24 protein-coding genes and 6 pseudogenes are annotated in these 26042 nt (G+C 68.5%); 13 read left to right on the plus strand and 17 right to left on the minus strand.

The features are described 5' to 3' along the window. Positions 1–13 precede the first annotated feature (13 nt). Together ABZ396_RS38405 and ABZ396_RS38410 are read left to right on the plus strand one after the other, a co-directional pair. On the plus strand, positions 14–469 hold the full coding sequence (locus ABZ396_RS38405) for a cupin domain-containing protein (protein WP_358923785.1): 456 nt from the start codon (positions 14–16) through the stop codon (positions 467–469). A gap of 123 nt (positions 470–592) precedes the next feature. Continuing rightward, positions 593–1051 carry a carboxymuconolactone decarboxylase family protein gene (locus ABZ396_RS38410; protein WP_358923736.1) on the plus strand — a complete coding sequence of 153 codons (459 nt, stop codon included), beginning with the start codon at positions 593–595 and terminating at the stop codon, positions 1049–1051. A gap of 86 nt (positions 1052–1137) precedes the next feature. Here the strand turns inward: ABZ396_RS38410 and ABZ396_RS38415 are convergent. Both ABZ396_RS38415 and ABZ396_RS38420 read right to left on the minus strand, forming a co-directional pair. Then, a pseudogene (locus tag ABZ396_RS38415) lies at positions 1138–1380 on the minus strand (DUF4158 domain-containing protein); the annotation flags it as partial. 471 nt (positions 1381–1851) lie between these two features. Beyond that, the gene (locus ABZ396_RS38420) at positions 1852–2589 is read right to left on the minus strand and encodes a dienelactone hydrolase family protein (protein WP_358923737.1); all 738 of its coding nucleotides are present in this window, start codon (positions 2587–2589) and stop codon (positions 1852–1854) included. A gap of 466 nt (positions 2590–3055) precedes the next feature. Between ABZ396_RS38420 and ABZ396_RS38425 the strand changes: the two genes are divergently transcribed. Both ABZ396_RS38425 and ABZ396_RS38430 read left to right on the plus strand, forming a co-directional pair. Continuing rightward, positions 3056–3601 carry a DinB family protein gene (locus ABZ396_RS38425; protein ID WP_358923787.1) on the plus strand — a complete coding sequence of 182 codons (546 nt, stop codon included), beginning with the start codon at positions 3056–3058 and terminating at the stop codon, positions 3599–3601. A 7-nt stretch (positions 3602–3608) separates the two neighbouring features. Continuing rightward, positions 3609–3734 carry a hypothetical protein gene (locus ABZ396_RS38430; protein WP_358923738.1) on the plus strand — a complete coding sequence of 42 codons (126 nt, stop codon included), beginning with the start codon at positions 3609–3611 and terminating at the stop codon, positions 3732–3734. Between the two features lie 146 nt (positions 3735–3880). On the opposite strand, the gene ABZ396_RS38435 is transcribed toward ABZ396_RS38430, so the two are convergent. The 4 genes from ABZ396_RS38435 to ABZ396_RS38450 all read right to left on the minus strand — a co-directional run bounded on the left by ABZ396_RS38435 (position 3881) and on the right by ABZ396_RS38450 (position 6680). Continuing rightward, a complete protein-coding gene (locus ABZ396_RS38435; RefSeq protein WP_358923739.1) occupies positions 3881–4753 on the minus strand; it encodes a hypothetical protein in 873 nt (290 codons plus the stop codon). Positions 4754–4768: 15 nt separating this feature from the next. Continuing rightward, positions 4769–5098: a helix-turn-helix transcriptional regulator gene (locus ABZ396_RS38440; RefSeq protein ID WP_358923740.1), complete on the minus strand. Its 330-nt coding sequence runs from the start codon at positions 5096–5098 to the stop codon at positions 4769–4771. Continuing rightward, positions 5095–6171, minus strand: coding sequence for a site-specific integrase (locus tag ABZ396_RS38445; RefSeq protein WP_358923741.1), 1077 nt, complete (start codon positions 6169–6171; stop codon positions 5095–5097). The genes ABZ396_RS38440 and ABZ396_RS38445 overlap by 4 nt, the downstream gene beginning before the upstream one ends. A 173-nt stretch (positions 6172–6344) precedes the next feature. Continuing rightward, positions 6345–6680 (minus strand): winged helix-turn-helix domain-containing protein, encoded by a 336-nt coding sequence (locus ABZ396_RS38450; protein WP_358923742.1) that lies wholly within the window; start codon positions 6678–6680, stop codon positions 6345–6347. A gap of 171 nt (positions 6681–6851) precedes the next feature. Between ABZ396_RS38450 and ABZ396_RS38455 the strand changes: the two genes are divergently transcribed. Continuing rightward, entirely contained in the window at positions 6852–7994 is a 1143-nt protein-coding gene (locus ABZ396_RS38455; protein WP_358923744.1) for an FAD-dependent monooxygenase, read from the plus strand. 150 nt (positions 7995–8144) lie between these two features. Here ABZ396_RS38455 and ABZ396_RS38460 read toward each other — a convergent pair whose 3' ends face one another. Further along, the gene (locus tag ABZ396_RS38460; protein ID WP_358923746.1) at positions 8145–9005 is read right to left on the minus strand and encodes an enoyl-CoA hydratase/isomerase family protein; all 861 of its coding nucleotides are present in this window, start codon (positions 9003–9005) and stop codon (positions 8145–8147) included. A 144-nt stretch (positions 9006–9149) separates the two neighbouring features. Between ABZ396_RS38460 and ABZ396_RS38465 the strand changes: the two genes are divergently transcribed. Together ABZ396_RS38465 and ABZ396_RS38470 are read left to right on the plus strand one after the other, a co-directional pair. Further along, positions 9150–9617, plus strand: a complete 468-nt coding sequence (locus ABZ396_RS38465; RefSeq protein WP_358923747.1) for a helix-turn-helix domain-containing protein — start codon at positions 9150–9152, stop codon at positions 9615–9617. Between the two features lie 91 nt (positions 9618–9708). Then, positions 9709–10169, plus strand: a pseudogene (locus tag ABZ396_RS38470) (transposase); the annotation flags it as partial. 237 nt (positions 10170–10406) lie between these two features. Here ABZ396_RS38470 and ABZ396_RS38475 read toward each other — a convergent pair. Further along, positions 10407–11357: an MBL fold metallo-hydrolase gene (locus tag ABZ396_RS38475; protein WP_358923748.1), complete on the minus strand. Its 951-nt coding sequence runs from the start codon at positions 11355–11357 to the stop codon at positions 10407–10409. Positions 11358–11386: 29 nt separating this feature from the next. Then, positions 11387–12556 carry an MFS transporter gene (locus ABZ396_RS38480; RefSeq protein ID WP_358923750.1) on the minus strand — a complete coding sequence of 390 codons (1170 nt, stop codon included), beginning with the start codon at positions 12554–12556 and terminating at the stop codon, positions 11387–11389. Positions 12557–12777: 221 nt separating this feature from the next. Between ABZ396_RS38480 and ABZ396_RS38485 the strand changes: the two genes are divergently transcribed. The 4 genes and pseudogenes from ABZ396_RS38485 to ABZ396_RS38500 form a co-directional block, all read left to right on the plus strand. After that, on the plus strand, positions 12778–12987 hold the full coding sequence (locus ABZ396_RS38485; protein WP_358923752.1) for a hypothetical protein: 210 nt from the start codon (positions 12778–12780) through the stop codon (positions 12985–12987). Then, positions 12974–14362 (plus strand): amidase, encoded by a 1389-nt coding sequence (locus ABZ396_RS38490; protein ID WP_358923754.1) that lies wholly within the window; start codon positions 12974–12976, stop codon positions 14360–14362. Before ABZ396_RS38485 ends, ABZ396_RS38490 begins: the two co-directional genes overlap by 14 nt. Positions 14363–14443: 81 nt before the next feature. Next, complete coding sequence (locus ABZ396_RS38495) at positions 14444–15010, plus strand: TetR/AcrR family transcriptional regulator (protein ID WP_358923756.1); 567 nt, start codon at positions 14444–14446, stop codon at positions 15008–15010. Between the two features lie 302 nt (positions 15011–15312). Next, positions 15313–15417 (plus strand): annotated as a pseudogene (locus ABZ396_RS38500) (antitermination regulator); the annotation flags it as partial. 514 nt (positions 15418–15931) lie between these two features. Here ABZ396_RS38500 and ABZ396_RS38505 read toward each other — a convergent pair. The 4 genes and pseudogenes from ABZ396_RS38505 to ABZ396_RS38520 all read right to left on the minus strand — a co-directional run bounded on the left by ABZ396_RS38505 (position 15932) and on the right by ABZ396_RS38520 (position 20673). After that, the gene (locus ABZ396_RS38505; RefSeq protein WP_358923757.1) at positions 15932–16144 is read right to left on the minus strand and encodes a hypothetical protein; all 213 of its coding nucleotides are present in this window, start codon (positions 16142–16144) and stop codon (positions 15932–15934) included. Between the two features lie 831 nt (positions 16145–16975). After that, positions 16976–17416: pseudogene (locus tag ABZ396_RS38510) on the minus strand (transposase); the annotation flags it as partial. Positions 17417–18721: 1305 nt separating this feature from the next. Continuing rightward, positions 18722–18985: a hypothetical protein gene (locus tag ABZ396_RS38515; RefSeq protein WP_358923759.1), complete on the minus strand. Its 264-nt coding sequence runs from the start codon at positions 18983–18985 to the stop codon at positions 18722–18724. A gap of 782 nt (positions 18986–19767) precedes the next feature. Beyond that, positions 19768–20673: an NADP-dependent oxidoreductase gene (locus ABZ396_RS38520; RefSeq protein WP_358923761.1), complete on the minus strand. Its 906-nt coding sequence runs from the start codon at positions 20671–20673 to the stop codon at positions 19768–19770. A gap of 425 nt (positions 20674–21098) precedes the next feature. Here ABZ396_RS38520 and ABZ396_RS38525 point away from each other — a divergent pair, with 425 nt between their 5' ends. Continuing rightward, a complete protein-coding gene (locus tag ABZ396_RS38525) occupies positions 21099–21455 on the plus strand; it encodes a MerR family transcriptional regulator (protein WP_097289521.1) in 357 nt (118 codons plus the stop codon). A 272-nt stretch (positions 21456–21727) separates the two neighbouring features. Here ABZ396_RS38525 and istB read toward each other — a convergent pair whose 3' ends face one another. The 4 genes and pseudogenes from istB to ABZ396_RS38545 all read right to left on the minus strand — a co-directional run. Continuing rightward, on the minus strand, positions 21728–22534 hold the full coding sequence (gene istB, locus ABZ396_RS38530; protein ID WP_358923763.1) for an IS21-like element helper ATPase IstB: 807 nt from the start codon (positions 22532–22534) through the stop codon (positions 21728–21730). A gap of 14 nt (positions 22535–22548) precedes the next feature. Further along, a complete protein-coding gene (gene istA / locus ABZ396_RS38535) occupies positions 22549–24189 on the minus strand; it encodes an IS21 family transposase (protein WP_358923765.1) in 1641 nt (546 codons plus the stop codon). A gap of 309 nt (positions 24190–24498) precedes the next feature. Continuing rightward, entirely contained in the window at positions 24499–25056 is a 558-nt protein-coding gene (locus ABZ396_RS38540; RefSeq protein ID WP_358923767.1) for an XRE family transcriptional regulator, read from the minus strand. Between the two features lie 14 nt (positions 25057–25070). Next, positions 25071–25400: pseudogene (locus ABZ396_RS38545) on the minus strand (transcriptional regulator); the annotation flags it as partial. On the opposite strand from ABZ396_RS38545, the pseudogene ABZ396_RS38550 reads away from it, so the two are divergent. Continuing rightward, positions 25401–25979: pseudogene (locus tag ABZ396_RS38550) on the plus strand (transposase); the annotation flags it as partial. Positions 25980–26042 lie beyond the last annotated feature (63 nt).

Here is a 26042-nt window from a genome sequence, read left to right on the forward strand (position 1 = left end):
CCTCGTGATCACCATGCGGATCGCCGGCGGCCTCCTGGCCGTCGCCACGCTGGCTGGGGCCACCGGCTGTACCGCCTCGGCCCAGCCCACCCACACCAAGACGCCGACCGCCACCGCGGCATCGAAGCACCCCACCGAAACCCTGACCCCCCTGCTCCAGCAGGCCCTGCCGAACGTGAAGGGCAAGACGTTCACCTCTGCGGTCGTCGACTTCCCGCCCAGCGCACGCGCCGTGCCGCACCGGCACGGCCAGGCATTCGTCTACGCCTACGTCCTCGAAGGCACCGTGCGCAGCAAGCTCGACGGCAAGCCCGTGACCACCTACTACCAGGGCGAGAACTGGGTCGAGCAGCCAGGCGCCCACCACGTCCTCGCCGAGAACACCAGCCGGACCGAACGGGCCAAGCTCCTGGTCATCTTCGTCTCCAATACCGGAGACAAGCTCAAGGTCGACGACCCGAGAGCGTAGCCCGGGGCACGCAGCGGGCAGCAACGCTCCCCACGAACTCGGCCCTTGCCGGAACACACCCCACCGGCCACCAAGACGCGCCCGAAGCGCGACGCAGGGCCACACGAACAAATCGAAGGAACCATGACCGACATCCAGCGCGTCAACATCGGCAAGCAGAACCCGGCCGCCTACAAGGCCCTCATCGCCCTGTCGTCGGAGGTAGAAGAGACCGCCGCCGCAGCGGGCCTTGACCCACTCCTGGTCGAGCTGCTGAAGATCCGCACCTCCCAGATCAACGGCTGCGCGTTCTGCCTGCGCATGCACACCCGCGACGCCCTCAAGAAGGGCGAAAACCCCGACCGGATCGCCGTGCTGCCTGGATGGGAAGAGACCGGCTACTTCTCCGAGACCGACCGCGCCGCCCTCCGCCTGACCGAGGCGATCACACGCGTGCCGGACGGACACGTCAGCGACGAGGACTACAACGCCGCCGCGGCCATACTCACCACAGACCAGGTCTCGGCAATCGCCTGGCTGGCAACCGTGATGAACGCCTTCAACCGCGTCGCGATCACCAGCCGGTACCCCGTCGGCAGCTGACCTCGACGGTGACACCGGCGGTAATGCGGGCTGCCGGGGCCTTCACCGTCGTGAAGGTAATGGCCGACCAGCGTGTACTCCGTGAAGTCGGTGGCCGGGACCTTCACCAGATCGGCGACGTACTCCACCGCGACCGGCGGGACCTCTTCCAGCACATCAGGGAACCGGCCTTCCAGCTCGAAGAACTTCAGCAACAGGCTGAAGCCGAGCCGGGTCGCCCCGCTCTTGTTTGCCACCAGGTCCCAGTCGCCGTCTACCAGCGTCCAGTTCGCCAACAGCTCCTCTGGCGACCACTCTTGCCGCACGCCCGCCCCTCTGGCCTCGATCACTCGATCACGCGATCAGACCAACGACGGCGCCCCGGACCGGGAAACGGGACGCATCCGGCTACCCGCGACCTACTTTGCGGCTGGTGTCTGAGCTAGGACACCAGGGCCTAGAGGCCCGTGGGTTCACGGAAACTGAAGGCTCTTCACCGCGAACCCACGGGTGGATTCCTTGATTCTGGCGGTTGGACCCGTGGGTTCGTGGTCAACCCGCTGGGCCGGTCTCGGCGGTCTGTTCCAGCAGGGGTGTGACCGAGATACGCGCCAAAGGGCAACGAGATGGTCTTGAGGCCCTGATGCGCTCGGACTCACCTGCGACTGCGGGCGGCAAGGGTCGCGCTCCGAGACGTGCCGGGCGACCGCGTCTCCGCGATCGAGCATCCGCCCGAATGCGGTTCTGCTGTGCGGACTTGAGGGGAGGGGACTGTCAGTGCCCGACGCCGACCAGGCCCGGCGCCAGCATGCTTACCTGGATCATGCCCCCAGATCCTCCGTCACGGGCAGGCACTCGGCGAGCAGGTCGACGACATCGCGCCAGGCTCGCTGCGCGTGCCGTGAGTGGTAACCGACGCCGGGGACCACGGGGTGGTCGACCGGCGGGTGGTGGAAGGCGTGCAAGGCGCCGCCGTAGACCGCGAGGCGCCAGTCGACGCCCGCAGCCTGCATCTCAGCGGTGAACGCGTTCCGTTGTGCGGGCGGCATGATCGGGTCTTCCGACCCGACCCCGGCCCACACCGGGCAGCGAATGCGCGCCGCCTCGCCCGGTCGGCCCGTGGTCAGTGCGTTGACTGTCCCGATCGCGCGCAGGCTGACGCCGTCGCGCCCGAGTTCCAGCCCGACGACGCCCCCGGTGCCGTAGCCGACGGCGGCGATCCGGTCGGGGTCGGTCCGCGGTTCGGTGCGCAACACGTCGAGCGCCGCATGGCCGATGCCCCGCATCCGGTCGGGATCAGCGAGCAGTGGCAGGCAACGGGCCAGCATCTCCTCGGGGTCACCCAAATAGCGTCCGCCGTGAAGGTCGAAGGCCAGCGCTACATATCCCAGCTCAGCGAGAGCATCGGCCCGGCGGCGCTCGACGTCGCTGAGCCCCATGCCCTCTGGTCCGAGCAGCACCGCGGGTCGGCGGTCGACACCGGCCGGGAGCGCGAGGTGCCCGATCATCGTCAAACCGTCGGCCGGGTACTCGACCGTACGCGTCGTAATCTTCGTCATGAGACTGGACTGTAGTGATCGCCGAGCCCGGTCCGGCCGGTGTTCTGCCGCTGGCAGACGCTCAACATCACCACCAACGACACTGAGCCGAATGGGTGACGGGGGCCGGTGTTGGCGTACGCCCGAACGTACCCAGGTAGGTACAGACGAACGTCCCCAGCCTCTCGGTGGTCGGGGCCGGGGCCGTCCGAGCTCTGATCTGAGGAACAGGCTCAATGGCCGCTGGCGAGCATCCAGATCCCGACGGCCGTGGATCGTGGCCTCATGGGCGCCGGCCCCGAGGACGGCGAGACCTGCCAGTAGCAACACCGCACCCCACACCGCCGCCTCCCCTTCCATGTGAAAACGCTGGGCTGCGCGGTGACGCACTACGAGGCGGCGGCAGTTGACCGAGCCGACCGACCCGTCCATCCTGATCATCCCGGCCGCCCCGGAACCACCGTGCCCTGGAGCTGACTTGGCTGACATGATCGTGCCCGACCCCGTCACGCGCGACCTTCTCGCGATCTTCGAAAACGTTCGATTCCGGCTGTTCGAGCGCCTGGAGGGCCTGACCGACGCCGAGTACCTCTGGGAGCCGGTCAGCGACTGCATCAGCATCCGCCCTGGCGACGACGGTGTCTTCCGCGTCGCCACGCTGTTTCCGGAATCGAGTCCGGAGGCACCAGACCCCTTCACGACGATCGCCTGGCGCATCTGGCACATCGGCAGCCTCTGCCTGCGCGGCTATGTGATCCACTTCTTCGAGGACGTTCCCGAGTTCGGCGACCGCCACGAGTGGCCGGGCACCGCAAAAGAAGGCGTCCAGGCGCTGGCCGAGGACTGGGAGCACTTCATCTCCTGTGTCGCAGCCCTCGGCGACAAGCGCCTCCTGGCGCCGATAGGCATGGGACCGGGCGGTTGGGCCGATGAGACCTATCTGAAGCTTTCGCTGCACGCTCTGAAAGAGGTCACACATCACGGCGGCGAGATCGGCCTGCTGCGCGACCTGTACCTGCGCGAAGGCGTCTGATTCGGCGGTGGGTGTTTCCTTGTCCGGCGGCCGGGGTGCGGATGTCCAGATCGTCGATCCGGTGGCGCTCGTCGAGATCGATGATGTCGTGGGTCACCGGGTGCCCTGGGCTCTGTGGCGTCCGGCGAACTGAGCACGTTCGTCTGTACCCGGCTGGGGAGCAGGACCAGTACGCCGACAGCCGGGAGCTCAGGGCTTCAAGATCATCTTGTTGCCCCTTTGGCGCGTATCTCGGTCACACCCCCAGATCCCCGCGAGTTCGCGGAAACTGAAGCTTCTTCAGCGGGAACCCGAGGGTCCGAGACTGCCATTGTCGGGGGTTGACCCGTGGGTTCGCGGCGAACACGCGGGATCGGCTTCGAGGTCGGCCTGGAGAAGTTGACGGGCCGAGTCCGCGTAGCGGATGGCGGTTTTCTCGTCGATGCCGAAGACGAGCGCGAGGTGGAGCGGGTCGGCGCCGTGGGTGAGGGCCTCTTCGAGCTGACGGTCAACGCGGAGCCGCTCCAGGGTGGCGGTGAGGTTGCGGGTGGCCCGGGTGGTCCAGAGCTTGCCGGCCGGCCCGAGTTCGACGGCGGTCTTCTGGGTGATCAGCAGGTGGGGGTTGGCCGTGTTCAGCCAGCGGCTGCGGCGGTGGTCGAGCCAGTCCAGGACAGCACGGCGGGTGAGGTCGTCGAGCGGGCGGACGTGACCGCCGACGGTGATGCGCCGGTTGCCCAGGTCGACGTCCTCCAACTGCATGGTGCGGATCATCTTCGGCCGTGCCGCGTGAACGGCGGCCAGGGCGACGATGAGCCGGGGAACGGGCGGCGGCTTCAGCACGCGCCGCCCGGCCTTGCCGATCCGGGGCCCTCCGTTCTTGGGTCGCTGGAGGTTCGCGAAGAACAGCTGCTGGCAGGTCACCCGCCGCAGGTACGGCTCGATTACCGAAGCCTTGCCGCTGGCCTTGATCGCCCACGTCGCCTGGGCCCGGCAGAGGCGGCAGTAGCCGTGCTTGTCACCGACCGGGACCTGCCGTCGGCAGCCGATGCACGCGCCGACGGCGTGCAGTTGGCCGTAGGTATAGCAGCCGCGGCAGAACCGGCCGGGCAGCTGCCCCCAGGCGAAACAGCCCGAGCAGGAGGCCGCTGGCTTGTTCTCGCTGATCTTCCCCATGGTAATGGTGACAGGTCACATCGGCGGCAGGGAACGGCCGTCGCGGCGCTTGGGCACGACGGCCGGGGCCACCATCGAGCCGGTCGTGGCCTCCTGGACTCCAGCCTGCTGCCCCGGGCGGCTGACTTGCCCGGGCTCGGGAATCAGCAGATCGCCAATCTCGCAGCCGAGCACGACACAGATCACGTCCAGGTCCTCCAGCTTGAGGGAGACCGGCTGGCCGGACCAAAGGCCGGACATCTTCCCGGCCGAGATCGCCAAGCCGTGCTCGGCCAGGCTCCGCTGGAGCTCGGACGCCTTCCAGATCCCCTTGTTCGCGGCGGTCAGCCGCAGGTTCCACTTCATCCCATCAGTCCTTCCAGCCGCTTCGCGGCCCGCTGCTGCCCGGTCACCCAGGCGTCCTCGACCCTGGTCTGCTGGACGTGGATGTACCGCATCGTGGTGGCGATCCAGGAGTGTCCGAGGACCGCTTGGATCCCGAGCAGATCAAGCCCGCCGAGGTAGAGCTCGGACGCGCAGAAGTGCCGCAGGACGTGCGGCGTCAGCGTGTCGGCCCAGCCAGGGAGATGGGATTCCGCCGCCGCAGCCAGACCGTTGCGCAAGGCGTCATCGCCGACGCGGCGCGAGGAACCGTCGGAGTTCTTGCGCTCGGAGGGAAACAGCGGGGCACCAGGTCGGGTGTGGTCGTCGTCGAACTGGCCCCCCACGTCCTCGATGAACCACCGCAGCGTGCGGTCGGCGCCGTTGATCAGCGGCACCATCCGCTCGCGCGGGCCCGACCCGCGGGCGCCCTTGCCGTGGCGCACATGGAGCTTGCCGAAACGGCCCAGGTCCCACTTGATGTCGGCCAGGTCGAGTTTGCATGCCTCGCTCACCCTGAGTCCGACCTGCGAGATCAGCTTCGATGCGGTGTAGTTCCGCGCGGTGGGGGCGAACTTGCGGCAGGTCGCCAGCTCGCCGCCCCAGCCGGTGAACAGTGTCTTGATCTCCGGCTCGGTCGGCGGGATCCGCAGGGCGGCGTCCTTGGATCCCCGCGGCCGGTTCATCTCGTCGATCGGGCACTCGACGACCCGACCGGTCATCCGATGGATCTCGACCTTGTGCCGCAGTTCCAGGAACAGGAAGTACGTCGTCAGCGCCTGCGCGCGAGCCAGCCGGGTGCCGCTCGGCGAGCCCCGCAGCACCTTCCCGAAGTACCCGTCGGCGTCGGCCGGCTCCATGTCCCACAGCGGCTGGCCGAACCATGCCCGCATCTGGTCCAGGTGCCCGACGTCCCCGCGGATGGTGCCGTCCGCCAGCCCCGCCGAAGCCCGCGCGAGGACGAACCCGGCGAGCACGTCGGTCTCGAACTGCTCCAGATCCTCCGCCGAGACCGGATCGCGGAACTCGCGCAGATCGCGTACGGCTGCCAGTGCCAACCCGAGCCTCCTCGCCTTCACCCCGATCACAGATCGATCGGACGAAGTGAGAACGCTTCAAGAATCCTGAAGTTACGTCACCAGCTCCAAGAACATCCCAAGGAGACAGAACACCCTGGCCACGGGGACAAGGGCTCAGCAAGGCTCAGAGGAACTGGCGGGATGTCGCACACTCAGCGAGGAGCGGTACCGCCCGGGGGCTCTGTTTCCAGGAGCGCGAGCAGCCCGGGGAATCTCTTCTCGATGTCCGCGCGTCGTAGTCGGATGCCCTTGCGGTTGCCGTAGTCGATCTCGTCAATGAGACCTGCCTCGCGCAGGACGCGGAAGTGGTGGGTCTGGGTCTGCTTCGAGATCGGAAGATTGAACGAGTTGCAGCCCCGCTCGCTGTCGCTGCGGTCGGAGGCCAACTCCGTCATCACCGAACGACGGTGCTCGTCGGCGAGGGCGCGAAACACCGCACCCAGATCCAGCGCATCGGCCTCCGGGCCGACCAGGTTCTTCCCGGTCACGCGGCACCCCCTTCAGGTACGACTTGAATCGTACCTGAAGGATGTGCTCCACTGAGGTACGAAATGTTTCGTACCTTGGTCCGGTTGTGCTGCCCCGTGCCGTCGCGCCCTGAGACCCGGCCCCGGCACTCGCCGCGGACCTGGTCATCGACACTCCGAGAGGTCATCGTCATGAAGAAGCCCGAGGTGCTGATAGTCGGTGCCGGAATTGCAGGGCCCGCACTCGCGTACTGGCTTTCCCGGAATGGCTACCGGCCGACGGTCATCGAACATGCCCGTCAGCTGCGCTCCGGTGGTAGCGCGATCGTCGTGAAGGGGCCCGCGATCCCGGTCGCCGACCGCATGGGCATCCTCCCGCAGCTCCGCGGGCTCGCCACCCGCAATCGGTCGCTGACCCTGCTCGACCCCGGCGGCAGGCGAATCCTGCAACTCCCGCTCACCTCGGACGAGCCGCCGACGGTCGAAGTGACCCGAGCCGATCTGTCCGAGGTGCTCCACCGGTCGGCGCAGACCGAGGCCGAGTTCTTGTTCGACGACACGGTCACCGCTCTCGACCAGGACGGAGGTGGGGTCGACGTCACCTTCCGGCGGTCCGCGCCACGGCGCTTCGACTTGGTAGTCGGTGCCGACGGGACGCACTCCACCGTACGGCGCCTGGTATTCGGACCCGAGCGGCAGTTCGTGAGCGACCTGGGCCTGTACGGCGCGACCGTCCCGCTGGAACCCGACGCCATCGAGGACCCGAGCGAGATGACGATGCTGACTGTGCCGAACCGGATGCTGGTCGTCCACCCCTCGCGGACCACCCCGCTCGCGATCTTCACCTTCCGGGCCGCACAGCCGGCGCCCCACGACCGCAAGAACATCGCCCTTCACAAGCAGACCGTGGCCGACGCCTACGCCGACGTGCGGTGGCGGGCACCGGAACTCGTGGCGGCGTTCCTCGACCACCCGGCTCCGTTCTTCGACCCCCTGACCACCGTCCGGATGCCCTCGTGGTCCCGCGGACGGGTCGTACTGCTCGGGGACGCGGCGGCGGCGACAGCCCTGCTGGGCGACGGGTCCAGCATGGCGATGGCGGGCGCGTACGCCCTCGCAGAAGAGCTCGCCGCCCATCCCGGTGATCACGCTCGCGCCTTCGCCGCCTACGAGTCACGGCTCCGCCGTGAGGTAGGCCCGCGGCAGCGACGCGTCGGTCTGCTCTCCAGGCTCATGGTGCCCCGCACTCGGCCGGGCCTCGCGGTGCGCAACGCGGTGGGTCGCGCGGTCGGTCGCACGAACCGGATCGCCTCTCGCGAAGCCGCGAACCGGTAGATCGGGTCCGCACCGACCGGTTGCTCACCTGGAGAGTGCTTCTTCCCGTGCAGCCAACAGGACCCTAGACAAGTCCCATCGTTGCAGGTCAGGAGCCATCTCCGCTTATTTGATCAAGGTATGGACGAGCACACTCGTGAAAGCGCGAGGTTAGTTGGACTTGTCTGCCGTCAGTTCGGCGATGCGGGTACCCATGTTCCGTTCGAACTCGCCCGGTTGTCCCCAGCCCGCCGCGGTGGCCGCGGGAATGAGCGAGGTCGCGGGCTCCCTGGCGATCGCGTCGCCGAATGCGCGCATCAGCGCCAGCAGCTGCACGTCGTCGGGCAGCGATGCGGCGTTGATGGAGTCCTTGATGTCGATCAGCGTGCGGCGGTCGAAGCGGGAGACGCGCTCGGCATAGGCATCGACGAACGAGACAAACCCATCGTCGGGGACGGCTCGGTTGACGTATCCGTAGCGTTCCGCCAGCTCGCCGTCGAAGTCCTCGCCGCCGAGGACGATTTCGAACGCCCGGCCCCGGCCGACGATGCCGGGCAGGCGGGTCGAGGGGGCGCCGCCGGGGATCGCCGCGAGCGCGACCTCGAACTGTCCGAGCACGGCCCGTTCGCGGCTGGCGAAGCGGATGTCGGTCGCGAGTGCGAACTCGCTGCCGGCCCCGCGTGCGCGACCGCGGAGCGCGCTGATCGTGACGGCCGGCGCCTTGCTCAGCCGGATTAGCAGGCTGGCCCAGTGCAGCCACGGCTGCGCGGCGGGCGGCTGCAGCACCTCGAGCGGGCTCATGTCCGTAGGGACGGCGTAGTGGGCGAGGAAGTAATCGGGGTTCGCGCTGTCGAACAGCACAACGGCGACGCGTCCGTCCTGCTCAACCTGGTCGAGGAGCCGGTGCAGCTCGAGGTTCATCAGGCCGTCGATGAGGTTGAGCGGGCCGTTGTCGAAGGTGACTCGCCAGAACGTATCCGAGTGGCGGGTCAGACCAAAACGTGAAGGTGTAAACGGGTCTTGGGTCGTCATGTGGGAATCGTATCGGGCTGAATTGCTGTAGGCAAGTCAGCATTGGGCTGCAATAGCCCAGGTCAACTCCTCTAGGTGTCCTTTTCGTGCGGGCCTCTCGATAAGGATTTGACTTGTCATTGATAACTCAGGTACGCTGTATGGATGTCGCCTGCAACGGAGACACGCCGGCCTGAGCCGGTGTGCTCGATTGAGCGCTGCCTCGGCGTCCTCGCCGATCGGTGGTCGTTCCTCATCATCCGCGAGGCGCTGATGGCCGGCGTCGAGCGGTTCGCCGACTTCCAGCGCGCGCTCGGCATCGCCCCCAACGTGCTCACGGACCGGCTCGAACACCTGGTTAAGGCGGGCGTGCTGACCAAGCGCTCTTACCAGGAGCCCGGGTCGCGGACCCGGCGCAGCTACCACCTCACGCCCGCGGGCCGCGACCTTGCGGTCCCTCTTGCGGCCCTGCAGCAGTGGGGCGACCTGCACGACCCGCCCAGCACGGGTCCCTCAGTGCTGCGCCGGTCCCGCTCGGGCAGCCCCGTCCAGATCGCGTTCGTCGACGGCGACGGGGCGGCCCTGCCACCGGACGACGTGAGCTTCATCGCGGCCGGGGCGGTCGCGAGCTAGAGCACATCTAGTAGTGCTTGGTCAGGTCGGTAATGGTGGTGCGTGCATTTCGGGTCATGTGTGGCGTTGAGGGTGTGTGACTCCGGACGAAATGGCTGCGGTGTGTGGTGAGTTGGAAGCGATTGCGGCGGAGGTGTTCGAGCCGTTCGCGCGCAACGACCAGCGCCGGTGGGGGCAGTTTACCTGCGTGGACTGCTGACCGACGGCAAGCGCAAGTCGGTCGAGCCGATGGCCGCCCGGCTCGGGGAGGACGGTAACCGGCAGGCGCTGGCCCACTTCGTCACCACCAGCCCGTGGGACCCGGCCCATATCTGGGCGAAACTGGCCTGGAAGATGGAAACGGTGATCCGGCCGAAGGCCCTGGTCTTCGACGACACCGGCTTCCTGAAGGACGGCACCGCCTCGGCGTGCGTGTCGCGGCAGTACACCGGCACCGCGGGTAAGGTCACCAACTGCCAGGTGTGCGTCTCGCTGCACCTGGCGTCCGATCATGCCTCGGCGGCGGTCAACTGGCGGTTGTTCCTGCCCCAGACCTGGGACCCCGCCTCGCCGATGGCGATTCTCCAGCCCTAGAAGCCATGTGCGCCAATCTGGGCCCCGGCCCCTCTTCATCGGGGACCTCTGCCACAGGTGCGGATCCTAGGCGGCGAGTGCGGCGCTTGGGTGGTCGGGCCTGCCGACCGATCGGGTGGAGGTCGGGCTGCGGCTTCCGTGGAAGGAATCGGCCATGACGTGGACGCTGCCGAAGCCCATGCTCGCCGCTTCTCGTTCGAGTCGAGGGCCCCCACATCACAGGTGACGGAGGCCCTTGGCCCGCACCGATGGTCTTGCTGAAGTGGCGGGGACGGGCGCAAGCCGGTAGGCGTTCTCGTGGGTAAGCACGAGGCCGGCGGTGGGCGGCGCGAAGTGCGTGCCGAGGACCAGGGTGTCCGTGTCGGCGAGGGAGCCGAGCAGCTTGCGGCGCGAGGCCTCGGACTGCGCCGGGTCGATGTCGACGCAGGCGCCGATGGCGGGGTGGGCGAACTGGACCGGGTGGTGGATGCAGTCGCCGGTGATCAGCGCTGTCTCACTCTGGCTGGTCAGTTGGACGGCGATGTGGCCGGGGGTGTGACCGGGCGTGGGCAGCAGGCGCAGGCCCGGGATGATCTCGACCCCCTCGGCTGGGACGTCGACGAGGTCGAGCAGCCCCGCCTCCTCGACGGGGATCACGGAGTCGCGGAACATATGCCTGCGTGCCTCCTCCATGTCGTACGTGGCCCAGAACTCCCGCTCGGCGCGGGAGGTGACATAGCGGGCGTTGGGGAAGGTAGGGACCCACTCGCCATTCACCTCCTGCGTGTTCCAGCCGACGTGGTCGGCGTGCAGGTGGGTGAGGATCACCAGATCGACGCGGTCCGGGTGGAAGCCGGCAGTGGTGAGGCGCTCGAGAAAGTCGGTCCGCAGGTTGTGCCACGCGGGGTTGGCCCGTTCCTTACCGTTGCCGATTCCGGTGTCGACGAGGATGCGCAGCCCGCCGACGGTGAAGGCGAAGCTGTGACTGTCGATGTGCAGGATGCCCTCGTGGTCGGCGAAGTCAGGGTGCAGCCAGTCCTGGTGCTTGACCACGTCCGTGGTGGCGTCTGGCAGCAGCCAGGGGCCGGTCGCGGGCGGCAGGAGGACCTCGTCGATGCGGTGGACGGTGACAGCGCCCACGGTCCAGGAGGGGATGGTGGTGGTCTGGTCGGCCGGTGAGGTGTTCATGGTCCGTCGTTCCTTTTTCTTCAGAGGTTTCAGCGGAGGTGGTCGTCTGTGGTGTGGAGTGCCTTGCGTCCAGACGCGGTGAGTGCTGCCGCCGCCGCGACAGCGAGGAGGGCGGCGGCCAAGGCGTAGGTGAGGGAAGCGGTCCGCAGTCCGAAGCGCTGGGTGGCGGCGCCCGCGGCGATGGCGGGCAGGCTCATGGACAGGTAGCTGAGGACGTAATAGGCGGCCAGGGTCGCGGCGCGGTCCCCTTCGTCGAGCGAGGCGAGCATCATGCGGAGCGCGCCCTGGGAGACAGCGCCGAAGGCGATGCCGGCCAGGGCCGCCCCGCCGTAGACGGCGGTCAGGCTGGCGCTGTGCAGACCGAGCAGGCTCAGGGCCGTGGCGGGGATGACCACCAGGGTTCCGCCGGTGGCGGCGGCGAGCGGCGCGGCCCTGCGCAGCCTCCACACGGTGAGCGCGGCCCCGGCGCTGACGATGAAGAAGATCATCCCGGCGAACACGTGCGGGGCGCCGGGGGCCACCAGGCGTACGAGCGCCGGTCCGAGGGAGGAGTAGAAGCCGCCCAGCGCCCAGACGGCGGCGACTGCGGTGCCGGCTGCCAGCAGGGCGCGGCGCGCCGAGGGCGGCACGGCGAGCTGCGGACGCAGGGAGCGCAGCGTGCCAGGGTGCGGGTGGGCCGTCTCCGGCGTCAGGATGACCGCGACCGTCTGGGCGGCGAAGAGTGCCGCCAGGATTACGTACACGGTGGCCGTGGGAGCCGGAACGAAGCGCACGAGCAGGGTGGAGGCCAGTACGCCGGCCGCCATGCCGACGACCGGGGCGATGCTGTTGGCCAGGGCGGACCGGCCGGAACGCCGGGGGTCCTCGAGGTCGAGGAGGGCGGCGCCCGCGGCGCTGGTGGCGGCGCCCGTGGCCGCCCCTTGCAGGATGCGGGCGGCGATGAGCGGCCCGGCGCCGTCCGCCGAGGCCAGCAGCAGCATGGAGGCTGCCTCCAGGACCAGGGCACCCATCAGGACGGGCCGCCGCCCCAGGTGGTCGGAGAGCCCTCCGACGGTGAGCAGGGCCGCCAGCAGCGCCAGGGCGTAGGCGCTGAAGACCACCGTGATCGTCAGGGCGGTCAGGCCCCATTGGTCCTGGTACAGGGGGTACAGCGGCGTCGGCGCACTGGAGGCGGCCAGGAGGAGTGCAACGACCGACACGTTGAGAGCGAAGGAAGCCGCGCGGGTGCGGGCGGCGGGGCATGGGCATGGCGCGGCTGCGTCTGACGTGGCGTTGGACATGGAACCCCTCCCGCTAAAAGCAATCGGTTTGCTTTAAACCACCGTAGGTCCTAGTCTCGCCTAAAGCAAACTGTTAGCTTTTGGCGCGGTGGGTTCCCAGGACTGCTCCGTCGCCCCAGTCCGACCAGGAGAGAACGTTCATGCCCGCTGCCGAACTCACGCCATCGGAGGCGGCCCGCTGGGCCGACCACGCCGGGCTCCCACTGCCGGCTGACCGGCTCGCCGCGGTGGCCGCCACCGCCAACCACATCCAGTCCGTCGTCGCGATCCTGCGGGAGCTGGACTTCGGAGACACCCCGCCTGCCGCCGCCTACCGCGCCGGAGAGGAGAAGAACGATGCAGCCGTATGAACTGTCCATCGCCGCAGCCGCTGACGCGATCCGGGCACGACAGCTGTCCCCCGTCGAGCTGGTGGACTCCGTCCTCGACCGCCTCGGGCAGGTGGAGCCGCACCTTCAGGCCTACGTCACCGTCACGGCAGAGGAGGCCCGCCGGGCGGCGCGCGAGGCCGAACAGGATGTCGCAGCCGGCCGACTGCACGGTCCGTTGCACGGCATCCCCATGGGGCTGAAGGACCTGATCGACGTCGCCGGCACGGCCACCACGGCCAGCTCCCGGGTCCGGGCGGAGCACCGTGCCAAGGCCGACAGCACGGTCGCCGCCCGCCTGGCCGCGGCCGGCGCGGTCCTGCTCGGCAAGACGCACACCCATGAGTTCGCCTACGGTCTGACCACCCCGCAGACCCGCAACGCCTGGGATCGCGACCGGGTCGCCGGAGGCTCCAGCGGCGGCTCCGCCGTCGCCGTCGCCGCGGGCGCCGCGACCTTCGCCCTGGGCACCGACACCGGCGGATCGATCCGGGTGCCCTCCGCGCTCAACGCGGTCGTCGGCCTCAAACCGACCTACGGCCTCGTTCCCCGCCACGGTGTGACATCCCTGTCCTGGTCGCTGGACCACGTGGGCCCGATCACCCGCACCGTGGAGGACGCCGCCCTGGTCCTGTCCGCCCTGGCCGGCCACGATCCCCGCGACCCCGCCTCCCTGATCACCTCCGGCCCGGACTACCGGCCGGGCGGCGCCACGGAACTGACGGGCCTGCGCATCGGAGTGCCGCGCAACTACTACTTCGACCGCGTCGACTCCGAGGTGGAGGCCGCCGTCCGGCGCGCCACAGCCGAGCTCGAGAGCCTCGGAGCGCAGCTCGTCGAGGTCGAGATCCCGATGCCGCGCTACATCCAGGCCACCCAGTGGGGCCTGATGGTGCCGGAGGCCACCGCCTACCACGAGCGCACCGTGCGCGCCGTCCCCGACCTGTACCAGGCCGACGTGCGGATCCTTCTCGAAGCCGGCGAGCTGATGCCGGCCGGGGACTACCTGCGAGCCCAGCGCTCGCGCACCCTCATGCAGCAGGCCTGGGCCCGCCTGCTGGAGGAGGTCGACGTGATCGCCGCCCCGACGGTCCCGGCCACTGCGGTGAAGGCGGACGATGAGGCGATCACCTGGCCGGACGGCACCGTCGAGGGGGTCTCCGACGCCTACGTACGCCTCTCCGCCCCCGCCAACATCACCGGCGTGCCCTCGCTGTCCGTCCCGGTCGGCCACGACGCGACAGGCCTGCCCATCGGCATGCAACTGATCGGCCGCACCCTCGGGGAGCCGGTGTTGCTGCGAGTCGGCCACGCTTACGAGCAGACCCGGCCCGCGCGCCCACTGGCAGCGGTGTGACGAACCGACGGAGCGGCCCGGCCGCAGCGCCCGGTGCCGGGACGAGCACCTGAAGCAACATATTTGCTTTAAGATGGTTCCATGAGCCGAAAGACCATGGTGCGCCCCGGTGGGCGCAGCGCCAGGGTGCAGGCATCGGTGCACGCCGCCGTGCGCGAAATCGAGGCGGAGGTGGGCCGCGAAGCCCTCACGGTCCCCCTGGTGGCCACCCGCGCCGGAGTCACCCCGTCCACGATCTACCGCCGCTGGGGCGACCTGCAGGAGCTGCTGTCGGACGTGGCGGTCGAGCGTCTGCGGCCCGAGACGGCGCCGGAGGACAAGGGAAGCCTGAGGTCCGACCTCGAGGCCTGGGCCGAGCAGTTCCTGGAGGAAATGTCCGCCCCCACGGGCCGCGCCTACATCCGCGACGCTCTGCTCGGCGACCCGGACGGCACCAACGCCGGCCAGTGCTCGGCCTACGCGGCCGAGCAGATCGACGTCATCCTCGATCGCGCGGCCGGCCGCGGGGAGAACGCACCCGACGTCGAGACAGTCCTCGACCGCGTCGTCGCCCCAATGATGTACCGCATCCTCTTTCGTCCGGAGGGGCTCGACACCGCGTACGCGCGTCAGTTGGTGGTCGGACTCGTCGGGGCGAACGATCGCTGACCGAACGCTCTTGCGGCCGGCTCCTCCGCTCCCGAGCCGGACTGCTGGCGATCTTCACTCATCCCGAGCGACCGCTGAGCCACAGTCCAACTGGCGTCCCCGCTACCTCATGACGGCATCAGAAGGGGCCGAAAGGGGAGCTGGCAGCCTCCTCCATGGACGATGTCCCTCTTCGCCCTCGTCTGTCAGTGAAGGCCCGCGCGTCACGGCCCCCGGTGGGTCAGGAGCGGGGACGGTACGGTTTCGGCACGCGGTGATCGAGGCAGGTGGCGGCTGTGGAGTGGCGTGAGTACGCCGAGCGCATGGCGGTGCTCGCACGGAAACTGCTGGAGCAGCAGTCGGTGCAGGCGACGCTCGACGAGATCGCCACGTCGGCCGTCGAGCTGGTGGAGGGCTGTGACGCGGCCCCCTCTCTGTCAGCCTTAGGTGAGACGTCCCGCTTCGCCGGGTTAGCCTGAGAGGGCACGACAGGAGAACCACCCCCTCATGACCAGCACCAACTCCGCCGAGGGCGACGGCGGCATGGATTGGTGCTGACCGCGCGTCGCCTTCCGTGGTCTTGGCTCTGGCGCGCAGAATGTGAGTGAATGGATTCTCTTCTTGTGCAGGAAAAGGCCGGGCCCCGATGGGGCCCGGCCTAAGTATGTATTGCTACTTGCCGCCGGAATCGGCGATCGTCGTAGCCCGATCTCGCTCGCCCCTCTCAATAGGGAGGTGGGCGGTTGACTGGGCATACCCAATCCCGACGGGTACGTCAAATGGCAATAGGCCATAAAAACGCAATCGGAGTCCGCGTCGTACAGACGCGGACTCCGATGACCGGGTGACCCGGTATGTGGTCACCCGGTTCAAAAGCGGGCGCTCCACAGCCAGCTGCCATCAACGAGATGACCTCTGGCCGTGGTGCAGAGCGTGAGGCGATTACACCGCCGCGCAGAACACTGTGAGCGTGCCTGCGGTGACACCCACCGGAACGGCGGCTGTGACCACTGTGGCGGCGTTGCCGGCCAAGGTGATCCCGGTGATTCCGATGGCGACGCCGGCGTCACTGACCAGACGGGCCGAGATCGGAGTGGTGCCGGCGGGACACGCGACGGGGCCGAGCGTGTTGATCCCCGGGGTCAGCGTGACCACCAGAGGAACGGAGATCAGGCTTCCGGGAGGTCCGGGAGGTCCGGGAGGTCCGGGAGGTCCGGGAGGTCCGGGAGGTCCGGGAGGTCCGGGAGGTCCGGGAGGTCCGGGAGGTCCGGGAGGTCCGGGAGGACCCTGCTGGCAGTTTTCTCCGTGCCCGTCGGCGGGCGTCGCCGCCTGGCGGCAGTCGTCGCCGCCGGCCTTGGACACCCTCTGGTGGGCAACATGCGTGTCCGCAGCGGCGAACGCCGGGGCTGCCATGCCCGTCAGCGCAAGGGCGAGGGAGGCCGCAGCGCTCCCGACCAGCCATCTGCTTCGTCGCGGAAGCGGTCCCGCCAAGGACCTCCTCCTCGAGTCAACACTCAATGGACTCTCCTATTCGCGAGGCGCGTCCCTTATTGAGTGGCTGCCTACATTCGACAGACACCGGGACGCTTGATCTCATAGTTGCCGATGGTCACGGTCCACGGCATGAATCGTGAAGCGTGTGGCTTCATTTCCACTCAGATGGCGACCTGGTTACTCCGAACGGCATTGCCTCGCTGACTCCTGATCTGGAAGTTAGTCCTTCAATTAATTTGGCCTCGCGGCCGTGATAAGCCTTTTCACAGTCGATGAGCTGATGATGGTGGCCTCGAACGGTGCTGGTTGCGGGTCCTCGCCGCCGGCGCCTGGTGCATGAAGCCACTGACAGGCTTCGGGGGCGGTGGGAGAGTGGTGCTCGGGGCCGCGATCCCGGCCAGGGCAGGGCCAAGGTGATGGCGCTGGCCTTGAGAACGATCAGTCCCGTTGGGCTTCGCGGGATGTCGGCTGTCCGCTTCTGCGGGAGCTTCGGCGGGTGATGCGCCTGGTCATGAGGATGATCGCGGCCCAGGTGATGAGCGATTTCGAGTGTTGGATGAGCCGTTCGTAGTCGCGCGCGTGTCGTCGGGCGTGCATGACCCAGGCGTGTGAGCGTTCGACGACCCAGCGCCGGGGCAAAACGACGAACCCGGAGGCGTCCTTCGGACGGCTGACGGTCTTGATCGTCAGGTTCAGATAAGTCTTCGCCCAGGTCACGAGCTGTCCGGCATAGGCTGAGTCGGCCCAGACGATGGTGATCTCGGGGTGCATCAGCCGCAGCCGGAACAGCACTTCCTTGGCCGCGTTGCGGTCGGTCATGTCGGCGGGGGTGACCATGACGAACAGCGGCAGGCTCTTGGTGTCCACGACCAGGTGCCGCTTGCGGCCGTTGATTTTCTTGCCGGCGTCGTAGCCGCGGGAGTCGAGACCGAGCCATCATCCAGGTAGTAGCCCTCTCCTTCGTCGGTGTAGCCGCCGAACCGCGGGAGCTCCACAAACGGATCCGCCGCGAGATGTCCTCCCCGCCGACGCGGGGGTGTTCCGCGGGCCGTGGCGCAGCATCCATCCGAGCGCGTGTCCTCCCCGCCGACGCGGGGGTGTTCCGACGCGCCGTACGGGTACATGACCGAGCCGGTCAGTCCTCCCCGCCGACGTGGGGGTGTTCCGCGACCCGAGCCCCGCTTCAACCCGAGTTAGGCGTCCTCCCCTCCGGGCGTGGTTGGGGAGCGGACATCTCCTCTACGCCTACTCCGTCGCCCTGGACCTGGTGAAACTGGTGGGTGGGGCAGGGGACGGAAGCACGGCGGGCGAGGAGAGGGCGGCCGCAGACTCCCGTTCCGCGCGGGCCGGCCGGGACCGCGCGGCCCGCGGCGCGGGTTGCTTCCTTGGGGGGCTGGACCGTGTGCCCCACCGTTGCCTCCACCGTGGGGCCGAAGGGTGCACCGAGGGGTGCAGCTTCCCCGGGTAAGCCGGGCCCGTCCCCGCAGGCCACCCCGGCCGGGCAAGCCGGGCAGCTGGACGACGCCTCTTTCTGCGACAGCCAGAAGAGGTCGGCACAGGGGTACCGGGGCGGAGGCGGTGAGGACGTCATTACGAGCCAGGCCGGGACGGACAGGGCGCTGTAGGTAAGTAGTCGGCACGGCGTACACTCGCCAAGCGGCACTTGACCTGCGCTTTCGGCACTCTCAGCGGTCTGCTCCGATGCGACCAGGATCGCGACCAGAGGCGCGACCTGGTGGCCGTGCCGGGCGCCGGTATCGGGTCCGTGCCGTCACTGCTGAGGAGAGCGCCGCCGCACGCCAGCCAGCCCCACCATCTAGCACGTCAACTGGCGCACTATCTGGCGCACTATCTGACACCCATGCACGGGTGATCTTGTCGTGTTCGTGCAGGTCATCAAGGGTTTTTGGCGTGGTCGTGGGTCTGACATCCCCCACAGAGCACCCCGCGACCGCCACGGCAGAAAGAAGGGAAGGGACGGGAGAGGACGGGGGCCGGGGAGCGCTGCGGGGGTCGGCCGACCCGGTCCGCCCTGTTCGTGCGCGGTGAGGCCAGCCGCGCGCGGTCCGGGCAGCTTGTCTGCCTGGCGAACTCCGGTGGGTGATCTTCGGGTGGGCGCCGTGACCGGGGATGAGGCTCCGTCTCACGGTGCCGTCGCCCGGGCGGGCGCTGACGTGTTCAACGGCGGCGCCCACGTACGCAAAGAGTGATGCCGTTGGCGCCGGACGCGTGGGCCGGTCAGCCGGTCTGTCGGAGGGGGTGCAGGGAGCCGCTGAGGGCGCCTTCTTCCTGTTCGTACTGGGAGAGGGCGAGTCCGAGGCCGATGAAGGTGGGTGCCCATTCACCGACGAAGATGCCCCAGCGGTCTGCGCGCTCGATGCCGGCCTGTTCGGCTTTGAGGCTGGTCACCCAGGAGGCGAAGCTGAGGCCGACGGAAGCCAGGCCAGCCATATAGGCGTGTTCGCTGCGGATGCCCATGTCGTGGAGTTTCTTGATCACCATGGGTGGTCTCCATCCTGTGGGAGTCGTACATCCGGAGTAACCAATACTTCGCCCCACTCACCCCATATGGATGCATTGTCTGAATGGCGTACGAGGCTTCCGCGTCGGGCTGCCTGCCCGACTCCCTCTCCCGTCCAGCCCCCTCCGCACGGGAATGCCTGACCGGCCGACTGCGTTGTGAGGGGTGTGGTTGTGGAGGGGACAGTGTCCCCGGGCCTCACCTATTGCCCATGAGGATGATCGTTCGGCTGAAGCCTCATGGAGCCTTTCGCCGCGTAGGCGACCGCCCTTCACGACCACACACACGTCGGTGGCCCGCCCCGGGATCTCTCACGGGACGGGCCACCGTCATGTCCGGTCGGGCTAGTTACCCGGGCGAGGTGGCAGGCGCGGCCGACGTGGAGGAGGGTGGTGTGGCTTCGTAGGTGACGGTTGACGCCACTTGTAGGTCAGTTCTGACTCCACCCGGTGCCTGGGAGACCCGATTTTGTAGGTGAGAAATGACTCCACCTGGCGGGCCCCGCTGCGACCGATTGAGAACCCGTATTCGAACCCCTCTCACGGGGCTGCTGAAGCTGGATGAGGCTAGTGCCCCGTGGACGACGGCTCATGTGCCACGTGCGGTGCCCGAGTGGGGGCGGCCTGCTTGACGAGGCGACATGGAGATCGGCCCGCTTCGGACCGCCCGCTCGCCGGTACCGATCGAGGGCACGCTCGCCACGCAGGCCCGCACGTTGCGAGTTACCTACCTCGTGGGCCTGTTCAGATACAGATCGGCCTGTTCAGATGCAGATCACGATCTTTCCTCGGGTGCGTCCGCGCTCGGCGTGCGCGTGGGCGTCGGCGATCCGCTCCAGGGGGTAGGCCTGTTCAATACGGGGTGTGTAGCGGCCTTGCCCGCCCAGTTCCGCCGCCGCGGACAGGAGAGTGGAATCGTTCTCCGCGTTGACCACATGCGTGCCCAGGCGCTGCCCGCCCGCGTGGTCGGCGACCGTCGCGACGCGCTTCGGGTCGCCCGCGATCGCGACGAGGTCGTCCAGGGAGCCGGAGGCCGCGGTGTCGAGCACGATGTCGACGCCGTGCGGAGCGAGGGTGGTGAGGCGCTGTGCGAGGCCGGGGCCGTAGGTGGTGGGAACGGCGCCGAGAGAGGTGAGGAAAACGTGGTTGCGTTCACTGGCTGTCCCGATCACAGTGGCACCTTGCGCTACCGCGATCTCGACCGCCGCGCTGCCCACGCCTCCGGCGGCGCCCTCGACGAGAAGGGTGCGCCCCGCGAGGGAGCCGAGCGCGTTCAGTCCACCCATCGCGGTCACGGACGCGAGACCGGCGCCCGCGGCCTGCTCGTCGTTCCACGTGGCGGGGGTGTGCGCCCAGGCCGAAAGGATGAGCAGCTCCGCGGTCGCGCCGGTGACGCCGCCCAGCCCGAAGACCCGGTCGCCGATGCTCACCCCCTGCACCCCGTCGCCGATCTCGTCGACCACACCGGCGCCGTCGCGCCCGGGAATGGCGGGCAGCTCCAGGGGAATCAGCTGGTGCAGGGCGCCGGCGCGCAGCTTCCAGTCGATGGGATTAACGCTGGCCGCCGCGACGCGGACACGGATCTCACCTGGTCCGGGGTGGGGGTCGGGGGCCTGCTCGATCACCAGGCTCTCCGCTCCGCCGTATTCGTGGAACCGGGCTGCGCGCATAATGGTCTGCCTCACTTTGACGGGCCGGAATGACGTGTTCATCCGACGCTCGTCACTCTAGAACTTGACGTTGACGTGAGGTGCAAGCCGCAACTGCCGCCCGGCCGGAGGAGGGCAGGCACGGATGGGTGAGGTTGCGAGCGGGCGGGGGTGAGCGTGGGGGCCTGCGCCACTACGAGGGATCACGCCACCCGTCACGGTCGACACCCATGTGCCCTCGGGTGGGCTCGGCGATCCCGGCACGACGCGAGGACTGCCGTGCGTACGAGAACCGCGTGAACGCCCTCGGGTCCGCCACCAGGTCATGATCAATCTCGGCGCCGGCAACGGTTCGATCGGCCCCCAGGGCTGCCCCCGGAGCCGGTATTGCTAGCCTAAACCTGACGTCAACGTGAGGTACGAGCGGGAAGGGAGTGACCTGCGTCATGCGCATCGGACAGCTCGCCAGGCGGTCAGGGGTCAGCGTGCGGGCCCTGCGCTACTACGAGGAACAGCGGCTCCTGGAATCGGCGCGGACGCCCGGTGGGCAGCGTGACTATCCCGACGAAGCCCTGGAGCGGGTCCAGCTCATCCAGGACCTCTTCGCGGCCGGCCTCTCCAGCCGTACCGTCGTCGAACTCCTGCCGTGCGTGAGCACCGGCGTCGCGACCCCCGCCATGCTCGACCAGCTCATCATCGAACGCGACCGCATCGCCGCACGCATCCAGGACCTGACCCGGGCCAAGACCAAACTCGGCCGCGTGATCGAGAATGTGACCGCGGCGAACGTGGCGCAGGACTGATCAACCCGTCGCGAGGGGTGGGGCCCCGACCTATCCGGCATCTACCGGGCGACATCGCGCGTGAACAGGTCTCCCCACCCGGTCGGGTCCGTGAGCGCCACCGCCACCCCACTTGCCTTACATCGCTTCAACCCGTTGACCTGTAGAGACACTTGACAGCACTAGATAAAAGGAGAAGCGATTCGACGCCTGACCGCTCGGTACTGCCCGGCAAGTAGAGGACTGGAGAAGGGCGCCGACGTGCCCGGCCCCGTAGGACGGCGCCGTCTTCTTCAGCCCGCGGCGACCGCGGCGGCCTTCTGTTCGGCGCGGGCGCGGGTGGCGGCCAGACGGTAGGAGTCGGTGCCGGTCTCGATGATGTTGCCGCCGAACGTCAACCGGTCCACGATCGCCGCGCAGAGCCTTGGATCAGTGAACGTCTTGGTCCACCCTCCGAAGGATTCATTGGAAGCTATCGCCACAGAATTCTTTTCCTCACGCTCCGTCAATACCTGGAACAGCAGCTCCGCCCCACGACGATCAAGCTCCATATACCCCAATTCATCAATACAGAGAAGATCGACGCGGCCGTAGCGGGCGATGGTCTTGGCCAGCAGCTTCTCGTCGGCCGCCTCCACCAGCTCGTTGACGAGCTTGGTGGCCAGCACGTATTTCACCCGGTACTCGTGCATCGCCGCCTCGGTGCCCAGCGCGATGAGCAGGTGCGACTTGCCGGTTCCGCTGTCGCCGATCAGGCACAGCGGCAGGCCCTTCTTGACCCAGTCGCACTTGGCGAGGGTGTGGATGGCGGCCGGGTCGATAACCGGGTTGGCGTCGAAGTCGAACTGCCGGATCGATTTCTCGCGCGGAAAGCCGGCCGCCTTGATCCGGCGTTCCGAGCGGCGCCGGGCCCGGTCGTCACATTCGGACAGCAGCAGTTCGGCCAGGAACCCGCGATAGGTCATCTGGTCGCGGCCGGCGGCTTCAGCCAGCTCGGGGTACTGGGAGCGGATGGTGGGTAGCCGGAGCATCCGGCACGCCTGGTCCACGGCGGTGTCGGCGGCCTGTTCGGTCAGTCCGCGGTTGCGCTTGGCGGTCACGGTGCCTCTTCCTGCTATGTCTGGCCGTCGGCCGGACGCCGACGGAATTGCAGCAGCTGGTCGTAGACGGCCACCGACGGCAGCGGCCTGGGATCGGGCGGCAGCGCGGCCAGGCGCCGCTCGGTCAGCGAGGTCACCGTCGCCCCGCCGTCCACCCGGCGGCGCGGGGCGTCCTGGTCGGCCAGCTGTTCGGCGCCCTGGTCGGCCTCGCCCCACTTGCGGGCCTCCAGGGCGACCGCGTCGGCGGTCAGCGCGCCGGCCCGCAGCGCGGTCGCGATCCCGGCCACCACGTGCTCGTGGACCATGTGCCGGTGCAGCAGCAGGACGGAGATGAGCGCCCGGGTGCCCTCCGCGTCGCCGTGGGCGGTGCAGGCCGCCTGCCACCAGGCGTCGTGGACCGGGGTGAACTTGCCCGCCGAGCGGGCCTGGTCCAGCGCGGTCGCCCCGGGCAGCGCGCCGGGCTTGCGGACCAGCGCTTCCAGGTAGTGGTCCAGCTCCAGGCGGGAGCCGCCCTTGGCAATCAGCCGCTCGTGGCGGGCGACTTCCTTGTGCGCGTCGTAGACAACGAGCTCGGAGGCGTGCAGCACGACCCGCACCATCCGGCCGATCAACCGCACCGGCACCGAGTAGTGGTTGGTGCGCACGCTGACCTGGCTGTAACGGTCCACCCGCAGCGAGGACACCAGCCCGGTCTCGAACTCCTCCTCCGGCAGCGCCACCAGCAGCGGGCGCTCGACGGCGAACATCTCACCGATGGTCAGCGCCCGCTGCATGATCCGACGGGCGTCGTCCTCCTCGTCCCAGCGCTCCACCATCGCATTCAGCTCCGCCAGCGAGGCGACCTTCGGGACGGGGACCAGGTGGTTCCTGCGGAACCAGCCGATCTGCCCCTCGACGCCGCCCTTCTCGTGGGCGCCCTCGATGCCGGGATTGCAGTAGAAACTGTTGATCGAGAAATGGGACCGGAACGCCGTCCAACGGTCGCTTTCCACCCGTCCCCGGGTACGGCCCAAAACCTGGCTGACCGCGGCCCGCAGATTGTCGTAGCGGACCTTGCCGCGCGGCACGCCGCCCAGCACTTGAAGCGCGTGAACGTGGCCTTCCAGGAACGCTTCCTGCCCGCACGAAGCGAAGATCTTGTGCACGGCCTTCCCGCTGAATGAAAGGCGCAGCGAGAACAGGAACACCTTGGTGGACACGCCGTCCAGGTGGATCCACACGTCCCCGAAGTCAACCTCCGCCTCGTCGCCGGGGCGGTGGGTCTGCGGCACGAACGCCTGCGGCGGGCCGCGGCCCTCCTCCACCCGGATCTCCGGACGGCGTCCGGCGATGTAGGCGCGGACCATCGAATACGTCACGCTCTGGGCGTCGTGCTCGTCGATCAGCCGGTCGAAGACCCGCTTGACGGTGTGCCGCTGCTTGCGCGGCGCGTCCAGGTCATCCCGCAGGATCTGGTCGATCGTCGCCTTGAACGGATCCAGGCGCGAGATCCGGGGTGGATTCTGCTTGCGAGGCGCCGGCCACACCGACTCCAGCGCCATCGCGACCGTCCTGCGGCCCACCCCGTACTTGGCCGACAAAGCCCTGCTGGACAGCCCTTCGACCCGAGCGTCATGGCGGATCGCCGCGTACAACTCGACCTTCGAAAGGGGCACTTGAGCCACCCAGGGCTAGCTGATGCACTCCGATACTCCCACCGCAAGGCCCCCAGTGGAGTCAGAACTCACCGATATCAACTGTCCGCCGACACCACTGGAGTCAGAACCCACCCACCACTGGCCTCAAAACTGACCTACAAAGCCAGTGGTGGTTTTGCCGCCGTCAGTCCGTAGCGGTCTGCGATCCGGTTGATCGGTGACGAGGTCGGCTCCCCGGCCAGCGGCACGGTCCGCAACGCCCCTGCTGCCACAGCTCCCCCCTCCGGTGTCTTTCCTGCTTCCTGTCCTGTCCGGGGGCCTGTCCGGCTACAGCTCGAACTGGAGGTGTTCGAGGTCGGTGAGTTGGACTTCGAGGCCGTGGGCGCGGCGGCCGTTGTCGCGGAAGTAGACCTCGCCGAGGGCTTCGGCGGCGATGTGGCGGAGTTGGTCTTCGGTGGCGCCGGTTTCCTGGGCTTGGAAGAGGCGTGCGGCGTGCTGTGGGGGCAGGGCGAGGGTGAGGTGGCGCAGGCGGGCGTCGTCGGTGCTGCCGGGGGCGGCGGTGTAGCCGAACCGGGCGCGGGTGTCGATCATGATGCCTTGGGTGGTGGCCGCGGTCTGCCGGGCTTTGGCGCGGATCTGTGGCTGCCAGCGTGTGCGGACTTCGCGTTCGAGGCGCTGGGCGAGCTGGGGCCGGGGGGTTTTGATCTGGTTGGTCACGTAGCGTTCGACGGTGCGCTGGCTGATGCCGAGCAGTTCGGCGACGCGCCGGGTGCTGTGCTGGTGTCGTCGGACCAGGTAGCGCATCTGTGCTCCGGCGGATTTGGGGAGGGGGCGCGTGAACGCGCCCTGTACCGCTTTGTCGAGTTGTTCTGCGACGGTGACCATCGCCGTGACTCTCCTTATTCTCCGGTGTCCTTGGCGGTGACTTCGCCGGTCTTGATGTAGCGGGCGAGGTTGGCGGTCTTGCCGTCGGCGCTCAGCTGTTCGAGTACGTCCGCGCCCCACAGCACGCTCTGGGTGCCCTCGTGCTTGACCATCCCGGGCGACACCCCCAGGCGGAAGCTGCCCGGTAGGGTCTTGCCGTCGGCGTCGTAGGGCAGGACATTCAGTGGGCTGGGGCCGTCTGCGGCGTACACGGCGCAGTCCGACAGCACCGCGACGGGGTAGCGGCCGGTGGCCGCGGCCAGGTGGAGCATTTTGCGGTGCATGTTGATGCGGGCCCGGGAGACCGGGCGAAGTCTGACCATGCCGACGCGGTGGCGCTGGCCAACATCCTGCGCACGGACGCCGCCGTCCACCGGCCGTTGCCGGCCGACTCTGAACTGGCCCAGGCCATCTCGGTCCCCGCCCGGGCCCAGCAGGATGCGGTCTGGAACCAGGCCCAGCTGAACAACCAGCTCCGCTCTCACCTCAAGCAGTACTTCCCGGCTGCACTGGCGGCCTTCCAGGTCCGGGCTATCGGCCTGGACTCCCGAGAGGCGCGGGCCGTGCTCGCCGCGGCGCCGGACCCGGCGACGGCCGCGCGACTGACCCGCACCCAGCTGCGTTCACTGCTGCGCAAGTCCGGGCGGCAGCGCAACATCGATACCTGGACCGACCGCCTGCGGACCGTGTTCACCAGCGACTACCTCCACCAACTTCCCCTGGTGGAGCAGGCGATGGGACGTCAGACCACTGCCCTCGTACATCAACTGGACGCAGCCTGCCAGGCCGCAGACGACCTCGCTGCCGCAGCTTCCGAGGCATTCGCCCAGCACCCGGACAACGAGATCATCAGCAGCTTCCCCGGCATCGGCTCGCTCACCGGGAGAGGGTCCGCGCGCGGCTACGGCACCGAGACATCGATCCCGACACCGCAACACAAAGGGCTA

This window comes from Streptomyces sp. NPDC005866, from assembly GCF_040629895.1.
In the GTDB taxonomy this organism is placed as follows: Bacteria; Actinomycetota; Actinomycetes; order Streptomycetales; family Streptomycetaceae; genus Streptomyces.